Here is a 22,467-nt window from a genome sequence, read left to right on the forward strand (position 1 = left end):
GACGCAGTAGTGTGATTTAAACCCAAGACCCTTTTCACAGATGCTAAGGAGGTAGCTGTGGCTCGTACCGTCCCGCTCGAAAGAGTAAGAAACATCGGGATCGCCGCGCATATTGATGCGGGCAAAACAACAACAACAGAACGGATTTTATTTTACTCCGGCATCGTCCATAAAATTGGCGAAGTGCATGAGGGGACAGCCACAACGGACTGGATGGAGCAAGAGCGGGAGCGGGGAATCACAATTACCGCTGCTGCAATTAGTACTCAATGGACTCGTCGCGACGCAGACAAGCCGAACCAGCCCGGTGAAGGCGAACTCGAACACAAGATCAACATCATCGACACGCCTGGACACGTAGACTTCACGATTGAAGTTGAGCGTTCCATGCGAGTTCTAGATGGCGTAATTGCTGTGTTCTGTTCCGTGGGTGGCGTTCAGCCCCAGTCCGAAACTGTGTGGAAACAGGCGAATCGCTATAACGTTCCCCGCATGGTGTTCGTTAACAAGATGGACAGAACTGGCGCAGACTTCTTTAAGGTCTACGGTCAAATTCGCGATCGTTTAAACGTTAAATACGCTGTTCCAATTCAAATTCCGATCGGTGCTGAAGATCAATTCAAAGGCATCATCGATTTGGTTCGGATGAAAGCGTACATCCACAAAGACGATTTAGGTCGTGAAATTGAAGTCACCGATATTCCTGAAGATCTCAAAGAGAAAGCTGAAGAATTCCGCACGATTCTGATCGAATCCGTTGCAGAAACCGATGAAGCTCTACTTGAGAAGTACTTCGCTGGTGAAGAACTGACCGAAGAAGAAATTAAAGCTGCAATTCGCAAAGGCACGATCGAAGGAATCGACGGAGAATTTTTTGTTCCGCTGCTTTGTGGTTCTGCCTTTAAGAACAAAGGCGTTCAGCAGATGCTCGACGCAGTCTTGGATTACCTTCCTTCCCCGATCGATATTCCGCCGATCCAAGGAACGATGCCGGATGGAAGCCTTCAAGCTCGTCCGCCGAAAGACGATGCACCTTTGGCTGCACTCGCTTTCAAAGTCATGACCGACAAGTTCGTGGGTCGCTTAACCTTCGTTCGCGTATACTCTGGTGTGCTTGCGAAAGGAAGCTACATCTACAACTCGACCAAAGGTAAGAAAGAGCGCGTCTCTCGTTTGATCATCTTGAAAGCAGATGAGCGGATTGACGTAGACGAACTCAGGGCCGGTGATTTGGGAGCGATTCCTGGATTGTCCGACACGCTCACGGGTGACACTCTTTGTCCTGAAGGCGACAACATTGTGCTTGAGTCGCTGTTTATTCCTGAGCCTGTGATTTCGGTTGCAGTTGAACCGAAAACCAAAGGCGATATGGAAAAACTTTCCAAAGCGCTCAAGGCACTGTCTGAAGAAGACCCGACGTTCCGCGTCAGCATTGACCAAGAAACGAACCAAACTGTAATTGCCGGAATGGGCGAATTGCACTTGGAAATTCTCGTTGATCGTATGCTTCGCGAGTTCAAAGTTGAAGCAAACGTCGGTGCGCCTCAAGTTGCTTACCGTGAAACGATTCGCAAAGCTGTCAAAGCTGAAGGCAAATTTGTCCGTCAGAGTGGTGGTAAAGGTCAATATGGTCACGTTGTGATCCAGCTTGAACCCGGCGAAGTCGGAAGCGGATTCGAGTTTGTCTCGAAAATCGTAGGTGGTACAGTTCCGAAGGAATATGTCGGGCCTGCTGAGCAAGGGATGAAAGAAGCTTGCGAAAGTGGGATCGTTGCGGGCTATCCATTGATTGATGTGAAAGCAACACTCGTCGATGGTTCGTACCACGATGTAGACTCTTCTGAAATGGCGTTTAAGATTGCTGGATCGATGGCGATCAAGGATGGCGTTATGAAAGCCAGCCCGGTACTCTTAGAACCGATGATGAAGGTCGAAGTTGAAGTGCCAGAAGACTTTCTTGGCAGTGTAATGGGGAATCTGATCTCGAAGCGTGGGCAAATTGAAGCTCAAGGTGTCGAGCGCGGAATCGCCAAAGTCACCACCAAGGTTCCACTGGCAGAAATGTTTGGATATGCTACGGATATCCGATCGATGACTCAGGGACGCGGTACTTTTACAATGGAATTTAGCCATTACGAGGAAGTACCTAAGAACGTCGCTGAAACCATCATTGCGAAAAACAAAGGGAACGCTTAATCAGGAAAGAGGAATTGTAATTCATGGCACGCGCAAAGTTTGAACGGACTAAACCCCACGTTAACATCGGCACGATTGGTCACGTTGACCACGGTAAAACGACGCTGACGGCTGCAATCACGATGACCCTATCAGCTCTGGGTCAAGCAGCGGCTCGGAAGTATGAAGACATTGATGCAGCTCCGGAAGAAAAAGCACGGGGTATCACCATCAACACCGCTCACGTGGAGTATGAAACTGAATCCCGTCACTACGCTCACGTAGACTGTCCTGGACACGCTGACTATGTGAAGAACATGATCACGGGTGCGGCTCAGATGGACGGCGCGATCCTGGTGGTATCGGCGGCTGATGGTCCCATGCCCCAAACTCGCGAACACATCCTCTTGGCTCGTCAGGTTGGCGTTCCCCGTCTGGTTGTCTTCTTGAACAAGAAAGACATGGTGGATGACGAAGAACTGCTCGAACTCGTAGAACTTGAAGTTCGCGAACTTCTCAGCTCTTATGACTTCCCCGGTGACGAAATTCCTATCACCGCTGGTTCTGCTCTTCAAGCAGTTGAAGCGATGACTGCGAACCCCAAAACCAAGAAGGGTGAAAACGAGTGGGTTGACTGTATTTATGCGTTGATGGATTCCGTTGACGAATACATCCCAACTCCTGAGCGTGATGTTGACAAGCCTTTCTTGATGGCGGTTGAGGACGTATTCTCGATTACAGGTCGGGGTACGGTTGCAACGGGTCGGATTGAACGTGGAAAAGTCAAGGTTCAAGACGAAGTTGAACTCGTTGGTATTCGTGACACTCGCAAGAGTACTGTAACGGGTATCGAAATGTTCAAGAAATCCTTGGATGAAGGGGTTGCTGGTGATAACGCTGGTATTCTTCTCCGTGGTATTCAGAAGGCTGACATTGAGCGTGGGATGGTCTTGGCTAAGCCAGGTTCGATCAAGCCTCACACCAAGTTTGAGTCTGAAGTTTACATTCTGAAGAAGGAAGAAGGCGGTCGTCACACTCCGTTCTTCCCTGGCTATCGTCCTCAGTTCTACGTTCGTACAACCGACGTAACCGGAACGATCAGCGACTTCACGACTGACGAAGGTGGCGCAGCAGAAATGGTGATGCCTGGTGATCGCATCAAAATGACGGTTGAATTGATCAACCCGATCGCAATTGAAGAAGGAATGCGTTTCGCAATCCGTGAAGGCGGCCGTACTGTTGGTGCAGGTGTTGTTGCTAAGATCCTCAAGTAAATCTTAGTTGACTAACTTGAAGCCCCCAGTGGAGAGATCCACTGGGGGCTTTGTTATTTCCAAGTACAATTGAAAGTTTTTGAAATCTCGATCAAACTAACCCGATTCGAGTTTCCTCGATCAGTTCAAGCTAGATTGCAGTTTTTGCTCGATCAATTAAGATAAAAGTCACGAGCTATCTCAAGCTGAACGACAAGGAGAAGGCTTAGCAGAATTTTTGTCTTTGCTATGTTTATGCTCGAGACAATCAACAAAGTAAGCAAGAGCAATATCCGATTCAAGTTCTTATTCCATCCAAAACTTGAATCGGATATTTCTTGATTTGACTTTGCTTAAAAAGCTTGCAAACCGTTCAAGATCTTGAATGATAACTGCTACTGATTCATCGTTGTTGTGAGTCCATAAATGAGTAAATAGGTTGGTGTTGATTTGTAAAGATTCAACTAATTTCTGCATTGTCCTAATTGCAATATCAGCATCAGTAGAACTGAACCAGTCAGGTTGTCTTGAAAGTTGTTGCAAGCTCTCCTGAATCTTCTGCATAAGTTCATCACGTTCAGGATTGTCTAATTCTTCAGCAGCTTCCAGAGCTTCTTCATAATATTCAGGGTCGTCGATAAGGAAGTGGCTTAACTTTGTTAACCCATTCTCTTCAGCGATTTCCTCAAGTTTCTCCCAAACTCCTCTAATAGTTAGATTCTGACTGGGGAAATTTTCTGGGAGGGATTGCATCCACTTCTCACTCTCTAGAGCGATTCCAAACGCGATTGACACTACTTAGGCTCCACAACTTTCAATCTTATCTGTAGTTCAAAACACCTATACAAGCGACAGGCTTTCTCCGTTGATCCTGTATAGCTCTCTCAAAGCTGCCTCTAAACCTACAAAATCTCATTGATGAGCACTGCACTACCATGGCAAAAATCAATACCAATCTGTGCATCAGCTTGTTTTGCCATTTATGATCTTCAGCTTTTAGACAGTTATCAACTGCCGCACATCAATTTGAATGTTCGGAAAAGACAATGGGCTGATTACTCCAGAAGTGACACTAACTTCTGATTGGTACTCTCCATTCACTGGAGTGCGAAAAACAATCAATTTCTTGTCACGCAGATTAATCACCCAATACTCAGCAATGTTTACTTCTGCATAGATTTTGCGTTTAATCTCCAGATCTTTCGTCAAGCTTGACTGGGCATATTCAATGACCCAAAATACATTTTCTGGATAAGGATGATGCGCTAGATAAATTTGATCAAGGGGTTGAACGATCGCAATATCTGGTTCTGGCTCTGATGCATTCGGCAACGTGATCGGTTTTGCCTCTCTGACATAAGCGAGTTCAGGAAGTTCCAATAATCGTCTGAGGTAACGAGCGGCTCTATCACTGTAATAAGCATGAGGTGTCCCTTCAGGCGACATCAGAACCAATTCTCCTTTCAACAATTCGATCGCTTGATCCTCAAACACGCCAGCTTCTACCGCTTGATGGTAACGGTCGATCGTCCATTGGTAAGTTGCGATCGTCATCTGCCTCGCTCCACTTGAACCTGGTTCTATTTTACTGAGAATTCACTGACCGTATGTTGCTCACTGCTGATCAAGTCAGTCGATCAAGGTTTCTTGAGAAAAGAGCGAGTCTGAAGCGTTTTTAGCGCTACAATATTTTACTGGCGCGATCGCGCGTCCACATCTGAACCATTGACAACTTGGGAACTTAACTTCAAATGGCAACGATTCAACAGCAAAAAATTCGGATTCGTCTGAAAGCGTTCGATCGACGTTTACTCGATACATCTTGTGAAAAGATCGTCGATACCGCAAACCGCACGAATGCCACTGCAATTGGTCCTATTCCGCTCCCGACTCGCCGTAGAATCTATTGCGTTCTGCGTTCTCCCCACGTTGATAAAGACTCGCGTGAGCATTTTGAAACTCGCACTCACCATCGCTTGATCGATATCTATCAACCTTCTTCTAAGACCATTGATGCTTTGATGAAGCTTGACCTTCCGGCTGGTGTTGATATTGAAGTCAAACTCTAGAACTTTGAAAGGATGTGAGTGATCACATCCTTTATTTTTTTAAAGATGTTTACATTTCTCAATAACAGATCCGTTAGAGTAGAGTAAGCACCCTCAATCACAAGTTTGCAGAGCATGACATCATCGATCGCGGTTCGTGAACTCCCCCTGTTTCCTCTTCCCGACCTGGTACTTTTCCCAGGTCGCCCCCTTCCTCTTCACATCTTCGAGTTTCGCTACCGCATGATGATGAACACGATTCTGGAAAGCGATCGACGATTTGGAGTATTAATGTGGGATCCCGTTAAGGGACAGCCTGCTCCGGTGGGATGCTGTGCTGAGATTGTTCAGTTTCAGCGGTTGCAAGACGATCGCATGAAAATTCTCACACTTGGACAGCAGCGATTTAGAGTGTTGGAATATACTCGCGAAAAGCCATATCGAGTTGGTTTGGTGGAGTGGATTGAAGATCATCCTCCCGCGATCGATCTCAGACCTTTAGCAAAAGAAGTCAATCAACTTCTGCATGATGTGGTTAGGTTGACTGAGAAGCTTTCTGGACAAGAGATTGATCTGCCTGAAGATATTCCAGAGCTACCGACTGAGCTTTCCTACTGGATTGCTAGTAACTTGCACAATGTTCCAGACGAGCAGCAAGCATTGCTTGAGTTGCAAGATACGGAAGCTCGCCTAGAGCGAGAGTCTGAGATTTTAACTTCAACTCGGAACCATTTGGCAGCTAGAACGGTTTTAAAGGACACCTTAAAAGACGTTGCTGAATAGTTGAAGAATCAAGCGAATGAAGAAGCGATCGTTTGAATCTGCAAGCATTTAACCGATCGCGGGTAAAACGTCATAGCTTCCGAAGATTTTCAGAGTCTCGGTGCAATGCTCTAACTCAGCGAGTGCAGATTGAATCGCATCTTGTCGGGTATCGGCTTCTAAATCGACAAAGAACACGTAATCGCCGAGCGATCGCTTTGTTGGGCGCGATTCAATTCGGCTCAGGTTAATCCCTTTTTCTGCAAAAATCTGCAACGGTTTAACTAATACTCCAGGCTGGTTCGCACTGACACTAAACGCGATCGAAGTTCGACTTCCACCGGGTGAAGGATCGAGACTGACAACAATAAATCGCGTGCAGTTCTCTGGATGATCATTAATTGGAGACGCAAGAACGGGCAGGCTGTAGAGTTGTGCTGCTCTTTGTGAGGAAATCGCTGCGATCGTTTGATCTTCACCTAAATGCTGTAATGCCTCAGTTGTAGAATTTGCGGCAATGACTTGCGCCGAAGGTAAATTGCGATCGAGCCAATTTTGACATTGAGCCAGCGCTTGCGGATGAGAATAGACCGTTTGAATTTCGCTGAAATCAGATGCGATCGACAACAGTGCATGATGAATCGGTAATACGATCGCATGTTGAATTCGCAAGGTATCAAGCCGCCAGAGAGCATCTAAGGTCATCGTGACACTTCCTTCGATCGAATTCTCGATGGGAGCTACGGCAACCTGAACTTCTTCCTTTGCCACAGCTTCTAAAGATTGCGTAATACTGGGATAAGGACACAGCAACGCAGCTTGATCGTGGCTTTTCGTGAACCAGTTGAGATATTTCAGTGCAGCCGTTTCTGCATAAGTTCCATGCGGTCCTAAATGTGCGATCGAAATAGTCATCGCCTTTTTCCAAAAATGATTCAGTACTCTATATACTCTGCTGAGTTTTGTAAAACAATAATCTTTTGTATAAGTAATTATGTTTATATTTCAGTAAGATGACTTACGTGACTGAGAAGCCCTTAAAATTAGTTCATAATTAGATCAAACCTTCCCTAAATCTTTGCGAATGGATACTCGGTTTTCCGCCTCTCTGGGAGTTGAAATGGTTGTTCCAGAGCAGCCCATTCATATTACGAATTACTTGCGCCAGCCGCAACGGGTTGTCAATGCACTCGCCGCTTCTAGTCAGATTGAGCGGTTGGATTCAGACCTTTATCGGCTGAAAATGCGATCGCTTAATTTTATGACCCTGAGCATTCAACCGATTGTCGATATGCGCGTTTGGGCAAATGAGGAAGCAGCGATTAATATTCAATCGGCTGCCTGCGAATTGCGCGGAATTGAGTATGTTAATGACAAGTTTTTATTCGATTTGAAAGGACAATTATCACCGTGTCAGCAGCATGGTGAAACTTATTTGAAAGGCTTGGCGAATCTTGCGGTCGCAGTTGAACTTCCGCCACCTCTGACCTTTATGCCACGCCCCCTGATTGAGACGACTGGAAACGGTTTGCTGTTGAGTGTTTTAACCACGATTAAGCAAAGATTAATGCAGCAGTTATTGACTGATTATCGGAACTGGGTTGCAGTGCAAGTGGGAACTAATTCTGTGCAAGATTCGGTTGTGCTTAAGCCTCTAAATTAAGCTCGAATTGCTGAATGACTTTCTGTACCGGAGCATAAGTTTTGCGGTGATAAGGAGTAATTCCCAAGGATTGAATCGCGGCAAGATGCTGCTTTGTTCCGTATCCTGCGTTTTTCTCCCAGCCGTACCCTGGATATCGTTGTGCCAAACGGCGCATAAAGCGATCGCGTCTGACTTTAGCAATGATCGAGGCAGACGCGATCGCGTAGCAGGTCGCATCTCCGTCAATGATTGCAGTATGTGAGCCTAAAGCCGTTTGCCGAATTGGACGACCATCAATCAATGCGTGATCATAAGGTGCAACTCGGCTTAAAGCGCGTTGCATTGCGAGATAGGAAGCGCGGAGAACATTGATTTGCTCAATTTCTCGAACTGTGGCAATGCCAACTCCAATCGCGATCGCATTTGATTTAACTATGTCAAATAGTCGCTCTCTCTGAGATGCAGAAAGCAGCTTAGAATCTCTGACTCCGGCAATCATTTCGCAATGCACAGGTAAGAGAACCGTTGCAGCCACAATTGGGCCAGCAAGACATCCTAATCCGGCTTCATCTACACCCGCGATCCGAAGCAGTCCTTGCTTCCACAAAGACTGCTCGATTTCTAGGGTCGGATTCTGAGGCATCTTACTCGTTTGTCGAAGCAGACGATCGACGACGACGACGACGAACGGTCGTGTCTTCTTCGAGTTCCGCCGGAGCTTCCTCAACTGCGGGTGGCTCTGGTTCTGCAATTTCTGCAAATGTTGGAACTTCAAACGCAGGTTCTTCAAACGCAGGTTCTTCAAACTCTGGAGCTTCAAACACTGGTTCTTCAAACGCTTCGAGATCCTCTACTGGAGAAGAGTCTACGTCAACAGATGGTAGAGATTGAACTGCTTCAGGAGGTGGAACTTCACCGGGTAAAAGAATGGACACGATCGCATTTTTGGGATTCTTCACTTCTTGATTCGAGAGAATCAGCGGTGAAATTCCCATCCAGGCGTAAACATCCTGTTCATCGGGAGTCATTTCGACATAAACCGATTCGGGCGGTTCGGATGGCGTTTTATTAAAGCGATCGCGTCTTTGAGAACGTCCACCGCGACGTTCTTCGTATCGATTTTCGCGGGGGGCTTCTTCGGTTGGGGGTTCTGCAACGGGTTCTACGGGGAAATCGCTATTTGATCGCGACACCAAAGTGGGTGCAGAAACGGGGGGACGGCTGCTGCCGGATTCTTCCCAACGAGAAGGTCTGGGGGCAGATTCGCGCACAGGAGCTTCGGATCGACCCGATTCGCGTGGGGCATCTTGGCGACGATGACGTGTTCTTTTCGCGGATCGACCCCGTTCTTGATAACTCGGATGATGCAGAAGTTCGAGGTCAGAATCGCCCGAATCGCCTTCCAAATCGTCGCCTTCCCAGAATGACTCTGAAGCGGCTGGAGCTTCGCGACGTGATTCGATGCGACGAACTGAAGCATCTCGCTCAGTGTAACGAGCCGCCGGACGCTGCTCTAAAGTCTCAAACTCTTCAGCAGAATCGGTTTCACCCGGCAAGTGAACGACATGACCTAAACCGCCGCAGGTCGGGCAAGGACGACCAAAGAGTTCGTAAATGTTTTTCCCTTGACGTTTCCGGGTCAGTTCGACGAGTCCGAGTTCGGACAATTGAGAAATTTGCGGTTTTGCTTTGTCCGATCGCAAGGCTTTATTGAAATGCTCCAAGACCTGCAATTGGTCGCGGCGCGAGTCCATATCGATAAAGTCTACGATGATCACCCCGGCAATGTTGCGGAGCCGGAGTTGTCGAGCGATTTCGGTTGCCGCTTCGCAGTTTGTCCAGAGAACTGTTTCTCTTGCCGTTGCAGATCGCGTAAATGATCCAGAGTTAACATCAATGACCGTTAAAGCTTCGGTGCGTTCAATAATGATGTAACCGCCAGAAGGTAGGTCTACTCTCGGTTTGAGCGCTTCTCGAATCGCGGCATTGACCCGGAAATAATCGAGAATCGGAATGCGATCGCGGTGATGATCGATCAGAACTCCTTGCGGCGTTTTGCCACTGCCCCAGTTGAGCAGTTGTTGTTTGACGCGCTTCAGCCCGGTATGCGAATCGACCACAATCCGGTTCACGTCTGAACTGTAGACATCGCGCAGCACTTTTTGAATGAAGTCGTCATCTCGATTCAAGAGCGCCGGGGCACGGGTGGAGCTTGCTTCTTGCAGAATCGCTTCCCACTGCCGTTGCAGCGCTTCCAAGTCCTCGATGATTGCCTCTTCGGGCATTCCTTCGGCTTCGGTGCGGATGACAATGCCCATTCCAGCAGGCTTCACTAGAATTGCCAATGCCCGTAATCGGTTTCGTTCATTCTCGTTGCGAATCCGACGAGAGAGATTAACGCCGCGACCGTACGGCATCAAGACTAAATAGCGACCCGGCATAGAAATATTGCCCGTCAGGCGAGGCCCTTTATTTCCGGTCGGCTCCTTCATCACCTGAACTAAAACTTTCTGCTGCGGGGCAAGCAATTCGGTAATCGAACCTGCCGCACGCTTTAAACGTAAGGGGCCGAGATCCGAGACATGAATAAATCCGTTCCGTTCTGAATCACCGATGTTGACAAATGCGGCATCGATTCCGGGCAAGACGTTCTCAACAATTCCTAAATAAATGTCACTAACCTGATGACTTCCGGTTGCAACGATTAATTCTTGAATTTGATCTTCTGAAAATACAGCAGCGATTCTATGCTGCTCAGCAATCACAATTTGCTTAGGCATTCAATTTCCTCAAAACTGAGCGCGATCGAAGCTTTGAAGTTTGACTTCTTTCGCGTTAACAAACAAAAATACAGGCGCACAAAATCACACAAATCTGGGCGGTTTCTGGCTGAAGTGGTTTCTGAAAAACCGACAACCTCAAGCCACTTCTCGCCAAATGACGATAGGCATCCAACGAGTGAACTTCGATCAAGCTAGCAGCGGTGGTAAAGAGTTACGCATGCTGCATCCGGATGAAGAATAGCGAAAATCTGGCAGACAAGATGAGCAAAGACTCTAAGACTATCTCCCGACAGCATCTACGGGGATTCCTAGCTTGCTTCAGCTTGTGATGCAAAGCATTATAACGTGCGAATCTGCATCCGTACCATTTTTAACAATTGGATTCAAAAAGGGGGAGTAAAAGCGTGGCTTATGACCGTGTTCTTATTGCCTAACTCCCCCTTTTGGGGATGACAAATTACGCTAAAACTAGCTGAATTCGATGAATGGTTAACAAGTGGAGTTCTTGCTGGCTCACCTGTTCAAAGATTGAAACCAGTTGTTCAGGTTTCAACAATGTCCCGTCATTCTGACAGCTTCCGACATAACGAACGATCGCTCGATCTGAAGACGATTCGAGTAATTCCAATTCAAATAAGCGATCGCGCATGTTCAACGGATAGGTCTTACCCGATTTCGTCGTATGTTCTAGGAGAATCTCAGATTTCGCCAAAATTTGCTCGATCCAATCTTGCCAATTTCCCTGATCACCCGCAATTTCAAGCCGATATTCAGCTTTCTGTAGCAAAACTGCGGCGGCAGGTTGTTTCGGATCTACGTCTTGCACTTCATAGATGGGCATGTCAGCCGGAAGTTGAGCCGCGAGTTTAGTGCGGAATTCTTCGATCGACATTGGCTCAGTCAATTCAAAATCCACAATTTCACCAGAACTACTGACCCCAAGCGGCAACGCACTCGCGGGCACAATTCTAGGTTGAGGATGAAATCCGCCTGTAAAGGTAAGTGGAATCGAAGCGCGGCGAACGGCTCGATCGAATAATCGCATTAAATCCAAATGACTCAATAACGCCATTTCTCCTTCTTTGCCCATCCGTACCCGAATTCGTTGAGCGCGGGTTTGATTGGGAACAAAGTGCCCGGTGAACTCTGGAATTTCTGGTGGCGGAATCACAATATTGTGTCCAAAATCAACGCCACAAACGCCACAGTGAGAACAGCCTTCAAACGAGCAATCCGGCACGATCGCGGCTTCTAATGCCTTCTGCAAATCTTCTTGCAGCCATTTCTTATCGATTCCGGTATCCAAATGATCCCAGGGCAGAGGTGCATCGAGCGAAATGGATTCACTCGCCTCAAAAATATTCCACTCACCGCTATCGACTTGGCGATATTTCCACGTTAAGCCTGATTCTTCAATGGATTGTGTCCAAGCTCCAAATGCTTTTTCGACACTTTCCCACCAGGAATCCATCCCTGCACCGAGTTCCCAAGCCCGTTTCACAACTGGCGCTAATCGTCGATCGCCTCTGCCGACAAAATCTTCCATTGCCGAAATCCGCGTGTCGGTGAAATTGACCTTTGTGCCTCTAATCGCTCGAAACGCTTCTTTCAATAATTCTTGCTTGCGCTTGAATTCTGAGGTCGAAACAGAGTGCCATTGGAACGGCGTATGGGGTTTCGGTGTGAAATTAGAAATCGTAATGTTGAAATCCAACCGTCTGCGCCCCTGTTTACTGCACTCGCGGCGCAACCAGCGAATCGTATCTGCAATGCCCAAAACATCTTCGTCAGTCTCACCGGGAAGCCCAATCATGAAATAAAGCTTCACCTTGTCCCAACCTTGCTCAACGGCGGTCTTCACGCCTCTGAGCAGTTCTTCATTGGTCAAACCTTTGTTCACAATGTCGCGCATTCGCTGAGTTCCAGCTTCCGGCGCAAAGGTAATCCCGATTTGACGAGTTCCGCCAATGATATTGGCGATATTTTCATCGAAGCGATCGACTCTCTGACTCGGTAAAGACAACGAAATATTCTCACCGTGCAACCGATTCTTAATCTCAACCCCAACGGCTGGAAGGGCTAAATAATCCGAACAACTCAAGGAGAGCAGCGAGAATTCGTTATATCCGGTGGCTCTCATGCCGGATTCGATCGCTTCGACCACTTGTTCTGGTTCAACATCCCGTGCCGGACGCGTGAGCATACCCGGCTGGCAGAATCGACAGCCGCGAGTACAGCCGCGCCGGATTTCGATCGTTAAGCGATCGTGAACAGTTTGCACATAGGGCACTAAGCCAATCGAATACGCTGGAATCGGAGTTGCAACGCGTCTCAAAATTCGTTTGGGTACGTCTGGGCGATTCGGGTGCACCGAGCCATCTGCCGCCATGTCATAAAATCGCGGCACATAAACCCCTGGAATCTGTGCCAGATCGAATAAAAGGTCTTCGCGGCTCAGTCCTGCAAGCTTCCCTTCTTCAAGAACTAATCCAATCTCTGGGAGTAATTCTTCGCCATCGCCTAAAGCGACGAAATCAAAGAAATCCGCGTAAGGTTCGGGATTGGAAGTTGCAGTTTGTCCACCTGCAAAAATCAGGGGGTCAGATTCGGATCGTTCTCTCCAGGTCAAAGGAATGCCAGCGAGGTCGAGCATTTCGAGAATATTAGTTGCGCCCAATTCGTAGCTGAGGCTGAAACCAAGAATATCGAAATCGGTGAGAGGGCGACGCGATTCAACTGCAAAGAGTGGCGTTTGCGTTTCCCGAAGTTTTGTAGAGAGATCGGGAGCGGGGAGATAAGCGCGATCGCACAATTGACGCGGCTGGGTATTAAGAATGCTGTAAAGAATGATGTGACCGAGATTCGATGCCCCGACTTCATAAACTTCTGGGTAAGTCAGCACCCATCGAACGACCGTGGTTTCCCAATCTTTGTGAACTGCGCCCAATTCGTTCCCAAGATATCGAGCGGGGCGCAGAATATCGGTTGTTAAGAGGTTTTCTACTGCAATTGCCACGATTCCACCTTGCGTTCCTAAATCAGATGCGTTCGAGTCTTTTAGTATAGCGACGAACGCAAGGTGAATTCGGGAAATTAGGCTGCGGCAAGTTCAAATCCAGAAATGCTCTCGAAGATTTCAAATACGCGATCGAGTTGAGTCAGTTCAAATACGATCCGGACTGAGGAGGAAACAGAACACAGACTGAGACGCTTTTGATGCACTTTTGCTAAGTTCAAAGTGGAAACCAGTGCCATCAAGCCAGCGCTATCTAAGGCTTCAACCTGGCTCATATCAACCACAAGGGCGTTATTTTGCTCTGAGAGAACGGCTGCATTTAGTTGCTGTTGAAATTCTGCGGCATTCGCAGCATTGAGAGAACCGCAAGGACGGATGATGACAGCCTGTGGACGAACGAGCAAACTCTGCATAACTACTTACCCTTTAAGCTCTCAAACACAACTTTCATGTGAACGCTTTGACGATAACTGTCGGCATCCGCGAAAGCCTAGAGAGAACTACGAGTTTCGCAGAAACTTCACTTGATTACCTCAATTGTTTAAATTTTTCAGTAAGCTTGAAATCCAAAAATGTGTAAAATTACACATTTTGGCAGTAAAAGTATAAGCTAAATCGTTATATAACCAACTATTTTGGCTGAGATATTTACGTATTATTCACTACACCGTAGAGTTACTGAAATGCTTCAGGATGCGCTTGCCAAATCTCGTGGATGAATTGATGTAAATCTGAGGATTGAGGTTTAGAATCTTGCAGTTGATACAGTCGATCGAGTAAGGGCAATACCTCGGTATCTAATGCTTCATGAAAGAGACGAGCCGGACACATCAAATCGGAGCCATCTCGCAGATCTTGAATCATCCAGTACTGATAATCTGTCCACCTCTGTTCTGGATCGGTGACGAGTGCGATCGGGCGCACCCAGCAGAGCTGCCTTGACTCTACGAATTGCACCACTTCAGCATAGAGGCGTGAATGCTCGTGTTCGAGGAAAACAACTTGGGAGGCATGGAACTTGATCAGCGCGGTCATAGAAAACGGTTGAAGGTTGCTATTTCTAATTCTAGAGGTCTGAAAATTAGATCTGCTACTCTTGAGTCGCGTCTGGGAGCTTCAAGCTAGAATACGATCGCTAGATTAAATTTGTTTAAACCCGGATTGTTCAAATAATCCATCTGATTTCGCCAATTTTGGTCGAAGTCATTAAAATTAGGTGGGTGGATTTGCCCACAACATTGTAGTAAACCCCTAATTGCTTACCGAGAGGAAAGACTTGTGTCTGTTGAAACGATTGAACAGCGCTCAACAACCCGTAAACTTGCCCCTCGCTATCGTGTTTTGCTTCATAACGATGACTACAACACGATGGAATACGTGGTGCAAGCTCTGATGGAAACGGTGCCCAGTCTGACCCAGCCCCAAGCGGTCAATATCATGATGGAAACGCACAATAGTGGCGTTGGACTCGTGATCACCTGTGCTCAGGAACATGCGGAGTTTTATAGCGAAACGCTGAAAATGAAGGGCTTAGATAGTACGATCGAGCCTGACGAATAAACCTCAGAACTCGACTTGAAGCTTAATTTTGCCAACCTTGCTCACCGCCCAACTCCGATCCGGATTGGGCTATTTTTGCTGATGTTGTTGGCAATTTGGTTGCCTGTGAAGCTCCCAATCGAGTGGGTGATTTCTGTTCTTTATGGCGTAAATGATGCGGCTCGAAATCTTGCTTCGATCGTGACGCTGGTGATTTTGTATCTCGAATTCATTGTCTTAGTGAGAGTTTGGAGTCGAGCGGTTTACCACGAGAATCTCTTCAAAACATATGGACTCAGGCAGCCTCGTCAAACTATTCGCGATTTGCTGAAAGGACTCGCGATCGGGCTTGGCAGTTTGATGCTGATGTTTTTACTGCAAGGTCTGTTGGGCTTGGTGCAGTGGCAAACTCCACAAAGTTCGTTTCCCCGAATTCTGCTCGAAGGTTGGGTGATGGCGATCGCAGTTGGTTTTGCAGAGGAATTGCTGTTTCGCGGCTGGTTGTTGAATGAACTCGATCGGGATTATTCGCCTCGGATTTCCTTGTGGGTGAGTAGTTTAATTTTTGCAATCGTTCATGGCACTCGACCGCAGTTTTTTGCGCTGGTGCTGCTTGGAGTAGCTTTAGTTTGGGCGAAACGAGGAACAGAAGGGCGATTAGGTCGATCGATCGGACTTCATGCTGGATTGGTGTGGGGCTATTACTTAGTGAATGTCGGGCAATTGGTGAAGTATACGAATCACGCTCCGGAGTGGGTGACGGGAATGGATCGAAATCCGTTGGCAGGGCTGATTGGGATTTTGGCATTGAGCGCGATCGCGTTCAGTATCAAAAAAGCGAGTGTAAGAGCGTTAAGATAGATCACGCAAATCGCACATCGGGTTAAAAACGTGGTTGTTAAGCCAGAGTGGTTGAGAGTTAAGGCTCCGCAGTGGGAACGAGTCGGCAGCGTTAAAGAAATTTTGCGAGATCTCGAACTAAATACAGTCTGTGAAGAGGCATCTTGTCCCAACATTGGCGAATGTTTCAATGCAGGGACAGCGACGTTTTTGATTATGGGTCCAGCTTGTACGCGGGCTTGTCCGTATTGCGATATTGATTTTGAAAAGAAGCCGAAAGCGCTCGACCCGACAGAGCCAACTCGATTGGCAGAAGCCGTTCGGCGGATGAATCTGAACCACGTTGTCATTACTTCTGTGAATCGGGATGATTTGCCCGATGGAGGCGCATCGCAATTTGTTCGCTGCATTGAAGGAATTCGAGCCGTTTCACCGAAAACCACGATCGAACTGCTCATTCCTGATCTCTGTGGCAACTGGGACGCTCTGGCAACGATTCTCAGCGCATCTCCAGAGGTCTTAAACCACAATACTGAAACGATTCCTCGGCTTTATCGTCGGGTGCGTCCGCAAGGGGATTATGCGCGATCGCTAGAACTCCTGCAAAAAGTTCAAGAACTCAATCCCCACGTTTATACGAAATCGGGAATTATGGTTGGGCTTGGCGAAACCGATGAAGAAGTGCGCGAAACGATGCGAGATTTGAGAGCATCGAACTGCGATATTTTAACAATCGGGCAATATCTCCAACCGACTCAGAAGCATTTAGACGTAAAAGACTTCGTGACTCCAGAGCAATTCGATGCTTGGCGAGAATATGGCGAGTCGATTGGCTTCTTACAAGTTGTTTCGACTCCGTTGACTCGTAGCTCGTATCACGCAGAGCAAGTTCGTGCATTGATGGAACAATATCCGCGATGAAGATTGCTGTGATTGGAGCGGGGGCTTGGGGGTCAACGCTGGCAGGATTAGTCCGCGAGAATGGGCATGACGTGTCGATTTGGTCGCGTCGGAGTGAGCGATCGCTCAATGACACGATCGCGAATGCTGAACTGGTCATCTCTGCTGTGTCGATGAAAGGGGTGCGTTCTGTAATTGAACAGATCTCTACTCCGATTCCCGCAATTGTGACCGCTACAAAGGGGCTAGATTCACAATCAGGTAGCGATCAGGCTTTGCCATTGTTACCGTCCCAGGTTTGGCAATCTGCATTTGCAAAGAGCGCGATCGCAGTTTTATCAGGCCCAAATTTATCGAAAGAAATTCAGCAAGGTTTACCCGCTGCGAGTGTGGTTGCAAGCCAGGATCAAACGCTTGCAGATCAGGTGCAACGAGCATTTTCATCGAGTCGATTTCGGGTCTATACCAACTCTGATCCGTTAGGTGTTGAACTGGGTGGCACGTTGAAGAATGTGATTGCGATCGCAGTCGGTGCCTGTGATGGTCTGCAACTGGGCACAAATGCAAAATCAGCCTTGGTTACACGCGGATTGGCTGAAATGATTCGTTTGGGGACAACTTGGGGCGCGAAATCAGAAACGTTTTACGGATTGTCAGGATTAGGGGATTTGCTGGCGACTTGTAGCAGTGCGTTGAGCCGCAATTATCAAGTAGGGTTTGGGCTGGCTCAAGGGCGATCGCTTGATGAAATTCTCACAAATTTGGAAGGGACAGCCGAGGGAATTAATACCTCTCAGGTCTTAGTCAGATTGGCAACAGAGCAAGGAATTTCGATGCCGATTTCGACCCAAGTCGATCGTTTACTGCGAGGAGAAATTACGCCTCAACTGGCAGTGAATGAACTGATGCAGCGTGATAGTAAACCCGAGGGGTAAGAAAATTATTTAGGAACCTCGACCATCTGTGCGATCGGTGTTTGTAAGCGGGTGAAGTGCTTGGGATTAAGCGAGCGTTTGCTCTGAGTCAGCTTCCTCAAAACTTTGAGCGATCAGCGCATTGAAATCGATGTGATCAAGGGGGGCAGTATCAAAGACTAACATGCCTTCTTTCTCCCTAAGTCCTGTTTGAGAAGTTGAAGAAGATGGCTGAAGACGATTCGTTTCCTCAGTAGTGAGAGTCTGGATAATAAACTGCTCTGGAAAAATGCTCTGACTTTCAGCCATCTGTTCGATCGCGTGTAGAAGTTTTGGTGAGAGCTGCATCTAAACATCAGAGTCGAGGTACCCTCCTATTTTAGAAGAACTTTCCCGTTTCACCTACTGTCAAGATGTTTCAAAAATGTCCAATCAACACTTTTAGTCAGGGTGCAATAGGCTTTATGGGTAGACAAGGGCAGTACCGAAGAGATCAGAATTGCCCTGAGAATAGGCAAGGTCAGTGACGACTATGCAACGGGCGACAGCCAGATGACTTCTAACATATTGTCGCACTGACCTCGCTTCCTAGTCCTCAATGAACGAATCCTCAGGGACAGATTTTTATGTCTGCCATAATACTTTCGCCTGAAGACTGGGATTGAAACCAAGTTCATGATGACACATTCCTTCGGAGGTGGACTCAGATGACTGACATGCCTTATGTGGCTTTGATTGGTTTAGATTGGGCAGACCAAAAGCACGATGTGTGTTTGTATGATTGTGCGGCTCAAACTCAAGAACATTGCGTGATTGGCGCTCGACCAGAAGCGATTGAAGCCTGGGCAATGCAATTGCGGGTGCGCTATGGAGGACAACCGATTGCTGTTTGCCTGGAACAGAAACGAGGACCGTTGATCTATGCATTGTGTAAGTACGAGTTCCTTGTCCTCTATCCCGTCAATCCTCAAACCGTCTCTAAGTATCGTCAAGTCTTTACTCCGAGTCGTGCAAAGGATGATCCGACGGATGCAGCACTGCAGGTTGAACTTCTTCGGAAACACCGGGATAAACTGACGGTTTGGCAACCTGCCAGCCCAATGCTCAGAAAACTGCAAGCACTCGTCGAATGGCGACGCACGCTGATTGAAGATATTGGACGCACGACCAATCGTCTCGTCGATGTGCTCAAAGGATACTTTCCTCAAGCGATTGACTGTTTCGAGCATCGCGATACGATGGTGTTCTGTGACTTTCTCACACAATGGTCAACTTTGAGTGCGGTGCAGCAAGTCAGCGATGAACAGTTGCAGCAGTTTTTCTGTGAGCATCATTCTCGCTACAAAGACTGCAATGCTCGTCGAATTGAGTGTTTACGCAACGGTATTCCACTCACGCAAGATTCGGCGATCGTCGAATCGTCTCAACTCATGGTGCAAGCCTTGGTCAGCCAACTTCGTAGCTTGCTCACATCGGTGCGTCAGTTTGAAGCCCAAATAGATCGCGAATTCAATCAACTGCCTGATGCTGCGATCTTTGCGGCGCTCCCTCATGCTGGAACTAACCTCGCGCCACGATTGCTGCTGGCGTTTGGAGAAGATCGCACTCGTTATCAAACTGCCCAAGACTTGTTGCAGTATGCAGGCATTGCTCCGGTAACCGAACGCAGTGGGAAAAAGTGTTGGATACATTTGGGCGTTGGGGAGCACCGAGATTCTTACGCCAAACCTTTCATTGGAGTGGGCGAATGAATCGACGCAAAGCGTCCCTCTGGGCAAAGGCATTCTATCAAGCTCAGAAACAAGCTGGAAAGACGCATCAAGCTGCAATTCGAGCACTGGCGTTTAAGTGGATTCGGATTCTATTTCGTTGCTGGCAAGACCGAGTTCCGTATGATGAAGCCAAGTACCTCCTGGCATTGCACCAAAAAGGGTCACCCTTAGCACAGCAAATTCTTTCACAAGCATGAACGCGACATTTGTCATGGTGTGAATGTAGGAATGAAACTCAATGTAATTTAGATTTTCGATTCTAAACTTACCGAAGTTATCAGATTGAGAATCGATAGAATTGTGATGTCTAGAATGAATCTAACAATGATGGTAGAAGCACTTTTTCACATTCTTACTTGACTTAGAGAAGCTCAGGGAATATGTTATAAGCACTATACTAAACAGCCTTCAGAATTCTTAAAGTCAGATTATACAAACTGTCACAACCCTATCGTTCTCCCAATCATCTTTACTCAGCTCCAACACTAAATAATCGTCATCTATCTGCCCATCAAGTGTGCTAATCAATCGATAATGACCGATTTCCCTGCCGTTGGACGCTAAAAGTTTGAGGCGCGTATCAACATATATTAAGTCCCAGTCGGAACGTTGAAAGACAAGTGTGTGCGAGAAGAACTGCTTTTCTAAATCTTGGGGAATCCATCCATCTATTTCCCCACCATTGTTAGTGAACCAACAGTCACAACTTGCCATTGCTTGCTCGACTAGCTTATGGCGCAATGTCAGATCTAGTAGATATTCAACAACTTCCTTCTGAGTAATTGACAATCGCTATGGCTCCCATGCTTAACAAAGATTCAAATTAGATAACGGTTTCTTCAATAAGTACAGCTTAATAGCATCACAGATATGTTTTTAAACGCCCTCAATAATTAGGTCAAGCTATACGACGAACCAGACCACCTGCGGGCAGTGTCTAGTTCAGGGAGCCTTTGCTCAATGGGTCGACGGGATCGTATAGGGTCGCCGATCGTGCGGCTCGCGAGCACCTGCCCCGTACCGAGTCGCCCCGGTCGTGCCCTTTCAACCCGCCGTTGAGCTTCACGGCCGCGCCCCATTAAGCGGCCTGGTCGGGACAGTATCCTCGCAACAATTCAAGAGGGAGAAATTACGCCTCAATTGGCAGTCAATGAACTGATGCAGCGTAACAGCAAGCCGGAGCAGTAGATCGTAGGGGGCGGATGAACGATTCGCCCCCTACGATCGCGCTCAAGACTGCAAACATCGAATCGCTTCTAACAGGCCTCGTGCTTTGTTTAGAGTTTCCTGATATTCGCTTTCCGGGACAGAATCTGCGACGAGTCCGGCTCCAGCTTGCACACTCACGGTATGTTTGCCGTTGCCTTGCTCGCGAACAACCATTGTCCGAATCGCGATCGCGCTATTCAATTGCCCTTCAAAGTCATAGTAACCATACGCTCCAGAGTAAACTCCCCGCCGACAAGGTTCTAACTCATGAATAATTTCCATCGCTCGAATCTTCGGCGCACCGCTCACCGTTCCGGCAGGAAATCCAGCTTTGAGTAAATCCCAGGCGGATTTATCGGGTGAAAGCTGTCCAATCACATTACTGACAATGTGCATGACATGAGAGTAGCGCTCAATCACCATCAGTTCGTCAACTTTGACAGTGCCATTGATGCAAACCCGCCCTAAGTCATTGCGTCCTAAATCAACTAACATCACATGCTCAGCCACTTCTTTTGGATCAGCGAGTAAATCCTGTTCCAAGGCAACGTCTTCTGCATGAGTTTTGCCGCGTTTGCGAGTTCCTGCGATCGGGCGAACAGTAGCAATTCTGGGTTCAGTTGGATCGCTTGCTTGTTCTGCTTTCACTAGGACTTCTGGGCTGGAGCCAATGATCTGCCAATCGCCAAAGTTGAAATACGCCATGTAAGGCGAAGGATTAATCAATCTCAACGATCGATACAATGCAAACGGATCGCCTTCAAATTCTGAAGAAAGCCGTTGAGAAATCACAACCTGGAAGATGTCACCCGCTTTGATATAGTTTTTCGCGGTCTCTACGCTGGCACAGTACTGTTCTTTCGTCGTGTTACTCGTCCAATTCACCGAAGTATCATTCTTTGGTGTCCAAGACAGGAGGCGATCTTCCTCGGAAAAGGGAGCTTTGAGTTTATCGACGAGTTGAGAAACGCGATCACACGCTTGTTGATAAGCTGCCTTTAAATCTGTATTTGGATCACGCAAGTCGGCATAAGCGATCGCCCAAATTTTCCGCTTCACTTGATCAAAAATCAACACTTGATCGATCTGCATCCATAACCCATCGGGCAAATCGTCTTCTGTCGCCTGATAAATCGGGACACGTGGCTCAATCCAATTGATCAGTTCATATCCCCAGAACCCAAACAGTCCGCCGATTCCAGGCGGTAATTCTGGCACTTTTACCGGATGATAAGGCGCTAAACATTCAGACAATGTCGTAAATGGATCGCCCTCAAAAACTTGCTGAGTGCCATCTCGATGCGTTTGGGTTGTGCGATCGCCTTTCGCTTCTAAAATCCACAACGGATCGCATCCTAAAAAGCTATATCGCCCGATTGTTTCTCCGCCTTCCACCGATTCGAGCAAAAAGCTATAAGGCTGTCCGGCACAGACGCGATACCACGCGGAGACAGGTGTATCTAAATCTGCGACCCATTCTTGATAAACCGGGACAAAATTACCTTGTTTTGCAAGTTCGGCAAACTGAGAAAAATCAGGAGAAATCATAGAATCACGTTTGAGCTTGGCTTTAAAGAATACAAGCTTAATTAGCAGTTTGGTATGCCAGAA

Annotated in this window: 23 protein-coding genes; 12 read left to right on the plus strand and 11 right to left on the minus strand. The window is 47.4% G+C overall.

Annotated elements, in window-relative coordinates:
- Positions 1-57: 57 nt before the first annotated feature.
- Both fusA and tuf read left to right on the plus strand, forming a co-directional pair.
- Positions 58-2,196, plus strand: coding sequence for an elongation factor G (fusA, locus tag LEPBO_RS0113170; protein WP_017288040.1), 2,139 nt, complete (start codon positions 58-60; stop codon positions 2,194-2,196).
- A 23-nt stretch (positions 2,197-2,219) separates the two neighbouring features.
- Complete coding sequence (gene tuf, locus LEPBO_RS0113175; RefSeq protein WP_017288041.1) at positions 2,220-3,449, plus strand: elongation factor Tu; 1,230 nt, start codon at positions 2,220-2,222, stop codon at positions 3,447-3,449.
- Between the two features lie 285 nt (positions 3,450-3,734).
- Here tuf and LEPBO_RS0113185 read toward each other — a convergent pair whose 3' ends face one another.
- Both LEPBO_RS0113185 and LEPBO_RS0113190 read right to left on the minus strand, forming a co-directional pair.
- Entirely contained in the window at positions 3,735-4,223 is a 489-nt protein-coding gene (locus LEPBO_RS0113185; RefSeq protein WP_017288042.1) for a hypothetical protein, read from the minus strand.
- Positions 4,224-4,424: 201 nt separating this feature from the next.
- Positions 4,425-4,982, minus strand: coding sequence for a Uma2 family endonuclease (locus tag LEPBO_RS0113190; RefSeq protein ID WP_017288043.1), 558 nt, complete (start codon positions 4,980-4,982; stop codon positions 4,425-4,427).
- 197 nt (positions 4,983-5,179) lie between these two features.
- Between LEPBO_RS0113190 and rpsJ the strand changes: the two genes are divergently transcribed.
- Entirely contained in the window at positions 5,180-5,497 is a 318-nt protein-coding gene (gene rpsJ / locus LEPBO_RS0113195; protein ID WP_017288044.1) for a 30S ribosomal protein S10, read from the plus strand.
- 114 nt (positions 5,498-5,611) lie between these two features.
- A complete protein-coding gene (locus LEPBO_RS0113205) occupies positions 5,612-6,259 on the plus strand; it encodes an LON peptidase substrate-binding domain-containing protein (protein WP_017288046.1) in 648 nt (215 codons plus the stop codon).
- A gap of 48 nt (positions 6,260-6,307) precedes the next feature.
- Here the strand turns inward: LEPBO_RS0113205 and pheA are convergent, their stop codons facing one another.
- On the minus strand, positions 6,308-7,153 hold the full coding sequence (gene pheA / locus LEPBO_RS0113210; protein WP_017288047.1) for a prephenate dehydratase: 846 nt from the start codon (positions 7,151-7,153) through the stop codon (positions 6,308-6,310).
- A gap of 169 nt (positions 7,154-7,322) precedes the next feature.
- Here pheA and LEPBO_RS0113215 point away from each other — a divergent pair, with 169 nt between their 5' ends.
- Positions 7,323-7,901: a DUF1997 domain-containing protein gene (locus LEPBO_RS0113215; protein ID WP_017288048.1), complete on the plus strand. Its 579-nt coding sequence runs from the start codon at positions 7,323-7,325 to the stop codon at positions 7,899-7,901.
- Here the strand turns inward: LEPBO_RS0113215 and LEPBO_RS0113220 are convergent.
- Positions 7,885-8,526: a ribonuclease HII gene (locus tag LEPBO_RS0113220; protein ID WP_017288049.1), complete on the minus strand. Its 642-nt coding sequence runs from the start codon at positions 8,524-8,526 to the stop codon at positions 7,885-7,887. The genes LEPBO_RS0113215 and LEPBO_RS0113220 overlap by 17 nt on opposite strands.
- Position 8,527: 1 nt before the next feature.
- The gene (locus tag LEPBO_RS0113225; RefSeq protein WP_017288050.1) at positions 8,528-10,663 is read right to left on the minus strand and encodes an Rne/Rng family ribonuclease; all 2,136 of its coding nucleotides are present in this window, start codon (positions 10,661-10,663) and stop codon (positions 8,528-8,530) included.
- A 40-nt stretch (positions 10,664-10,703) separates the two neighbouring features.
- On the opposite strand from LEPBO_RS0113225, the gene LEPBO_RS0113230 reads away from it, so the two are divergent.
- Positions 10,704-10,907, plus strand: coding sequence for a hypothetical protein (locus LEPBO_RS0113230; RefSeq protein WP_017288051.1), 204 nt, complete (start codon positions 10,704-10,706; stop codon positions 10,905-10,907).
- A gap of 216 nt (positions 10,908-11,123) precedes the next feature.
- On the opposite strand, the gene LEPBO_RS0113235 is transcribed toward LEPBO_RS0113230, so the two are convergent.
- From LEPBO_RS0113235 to LEPBO_RS0113245, 3 genes are all read right to left on the minus strand, one after another.
- Complete coding sequence (locus LEPBO_RS0113235) at positions 11,124-13,682, minus strand: TIGR03960 family B12-binding radical SAM protein (RefSeq protein ID WP_017288052.1); 2,559 nt, start codon at positions 13,680-13,682, stop codon at positions 11,124-11,126.
- Positions 13,683-13,759: 77 nt separating this feature from the next.
- Positions 13,760-14,095: an STAS domain-containing protein gene (locus LEPBO_RS0113240; protein WP_017288053.1), complete on the minus strand. Its 336-nt coding sequence runs from the start codon at positions 14,093-14,095 to the stop codon at positions 13,760-13,762.
- Between the two features lie 262 nt (positions 14,096-14,357).
- Positions 14,358-14,717, minus strand: a complete 360-nt coding sequence (locus tag LEPBO_RS0113245) for a hypothetical protein (RefSeq protein ID WP_017288054.1) — start codon at positions 14,715-14,717, stop codon at positions 14,358-14,360.
- Positions 14,718-14,960: 243 nt separating this feature from the next.
- On the opposite strand from LEPBO_RS0113245, the gene clpS reads away from it, so the two are divergent.
- From clpS to LEPBO_RS0113265, 4 genes are read left to right on the plus strand one after another with little or no spacing between them, the layout of a single operon-like run.
- Complete coding sequence (clpS, locus tag LEPBO_RS0113250) at positions 14,961-15,242, plus strand: ATP-dependent Clp protease adapter ClpS (protein ID WP_017288055.1); 282 nt, start codon at positions 14,961-14,963, stop codon at positions 15,240-15,242.
- Between the two features lie 15 nt (positions 15,243-15,257).
- Positions 15,258-16,082, plus strand: a complete 825-nt coding sequence (locus LEPBO_RS0113255) for a CPBP family intramembrane glutamic endopeptidase (RefSeq protein ID WP_017288056.1) — start codon at positions 15,258-15,260, stop codon at positions 16,080-16,082.
- Positions 16,083-16,091: 9 nt separating this feature from the next.
- Positions 16,092-16,982, plus strand: a complete 891-nt coding sequence (gene lipA, locus LEPBO_RS0113260; RefSeq protein WP_287455557.1) for a lipoyl synthase — start codon at positions 16,092-16,094, stop codon at positions 16,980-16,982.
- On the plus strand, positions 16,979-17,896 hold the full coding sequence (locus tag LEPBO_RS0113265; protein WP_017288058.1) for an NAD(P)H-dependent glycerol-3-phosphate dehydrogenase: 918 nt from the start codon (positions 16,979-16,981) through the stop codon (positions 17,894-17,896). The genes lipA and LEPBO_RS0113265 overlap by 4 nt, the downstream gene beginning before the upstream one ends.
- Before the next feature lie 66 nt (positions 17,897-17,962).
- Here LEPBO_RS0113265 and LEPBO_RS0113270 read toward each other — a convergent pair whose 3' ends face one another.
- Positions 17,963-18,223: a hypothetical protein gene (locus tag LEPBO_RS0113270; RefSeq protein ID WP_017288059.1), complete on the minus strand. Its 261-nt coding sequence runs from the start codon at positions 18,221-18,223 to the stop codon at positions 17,963-17,965.
- 359 nt (positions 18,224-18,582) lie between these two features.
- Between LEPBO_RS0113270 and LEPBO_RS37040 the strand changes: the two genes are divergently transcribed.
- Together LEPBO_RS37040 and LEPBO_RS44415 are read left to right on the plus strand one after the other, a co-directional pair.
- The gene (locus tag LEPBO_RS37040; RefSeq protein ID WP_263970825.1) at positions 18,583-19,626 is read left to right on the plus strand and encodes an IS110 family transposase; all 1,044 of its coding nucleotides are present in this window, start codon (positions 18,583-18,585) and stop codon (positions 19,624-19,626) included.
- Positions 19,623-19,844, plus strand: coding sequence for a hypothetical protein (locus LEPBO_RS44415; RefSeq protein ID WP_017288060.1), 222 nt, complete (start codon positions 19,623-19,625; stop codon positions 19,842-19,844). Before LEPBO_RS37040 ends, LEPBO_RS44415 begins: the two co-directional genes overlap by 4 nt.
- Positions 19,845-20,070: 226 nt before the next feature.
- On the opposite strand, the gene LEPBO_RS0113280 is transcribed toward LEPBO_RS44415, so the two are convergent.
- Together LEPBO_RS0113280 and trpE are read right to left on the minus strand one after the other, a co-directional pair.
- Positions 20,071-20,436, minus strand: a complete 366-nt coding sequence (locus LEPBO_RS0113280; RefSeq protein ID WP_017288061.1) for a hypothetical protein — start codon at positions 20,434-20,436, stop codon at positions 20,071-20,073.
- A gap of 441 nt (positions 20,437-20,877) precedes the next feature.
- Positions 20,878-22,404 (minus strand): anthranilate synthase component I, encoded by a 1,527-nt coding sequence (trpE, locus tag LEPBO_RS0113285; protein ID WP_017288062.1) that lies wholly within the window; start codon positions 22,402-22,404, stop codon positions 20,878-20,880.
- Positions 22,405-22,467: the final 63 nt, after the last annotated feature.

This window comes from Leptolyngbya boryana PCC 6306 (genome assembly GCF_000353285.1).
Classification (GTDB): domain Bacteria; phylum Cyanobacteriota; class Cyanobacteriia; order Leptolyngbyales; family Leptolyngbyaceae; genus Leptolyngbya; species Leptolyngbya boryana.